This is a genomic window from Burkholderia sp. BCC0405 (genome assembly GCF_902833075.1).
Taxonomy (GTDB): domain Bacteria; phylum Pseudomonadota; class Gammaproteobacteria; order Burkholderiales; family Burkholderiaceae; genus Burkholderia.
The window spans coordinates 1-779 of record NZ_CADFEO010000065.1; the positions used below are offsets into that span (position 1 = coordinate 1).

At 65.9% G+C, this 779-nt stretch carries 2 pseudogenes; both read right to left on the bottom strand.

Annotated elements, in window-relative coordinates:
* Positions 1-310: pseudogene (gene istB / locus HWX36_RS36705) on the bottom strand (IS21-like element ISBcen28 family helper ATPase IstB); the annotation flags it as partial.
* Positions 307-779, bottom strand: a pseudogene (locus HWX36_RS36710) (IS21 family transposase); the annotation flags it as partial. The pseudogenes istB and HWX36_RS36710, both read right to left, overlap by 4 nt.

A 779-nucleotide genomic window follows, 5' to 3' on the forward strand; every position in this document is an offset into this window, starting at 1 on the left:
GTTCGATGAACTCGAGCTGCGCAAGCGCCATGATGCGATCGCGGTCGAGGCTCGGCTGGAAGCTGAAGTCGTAACCGGCCAGCGTCTTGATCGTGCCGAGCCGCGCGGTCTGCAGCGCCATCCGGATGCGGCGGGTCTCGCGCGTCGTGAACTCCTCGCCCAGCAGCGTTTCCAACACTTCCAGCATCGAGCTGTCGCCTTGCTCGAAGCGATTCAGGGTGGCGTCCAGCGTTTCGAGCGCGCGCGGCATGCGCAAGCCGACGAGATAGCGTCGGATGCGTTCTAGTGTCGAGGTGGGCATGCTGCTCATGCGGCCCTCCCGGCATCCGCGAGGCGTCTTGCGACCTGGTCATAGAACGACAGAGGCCGGCGAGCCACGGCTACCATCACCGATGGCGCCGGCTGTCTTGACGGCTGCTTGCGCTGATTTGTGCGTCGATGACCGGGCAACAGCGAGGTTCGTCGCCGGCCTTCGAGCACGGGATGAACCGCCAGCAGTTCCCCGTCTTCGTAGATGCGGATCTCGTGAGCCAGACTGTGGACGTCGAGCGTGCGCTTGCGTGTACGATCGGGCACGCTGTAGTAGTTGCCGCCGACCGAGACGAGGCCTTCGTGGCTCACGCGCCGCTCGAGCCGGATCACGCCGTTGAAGGTGCCGGCCGGCAACGCCTGCAGTGCGGGACGCTCCTCACCGAAGTGCTGGGCGACGACGCGGTGCGTCGTGCCGTGCACGCGCACATTGGCCACCGTGTCGAGCCACTCGCGCAACTGTCGGTTCA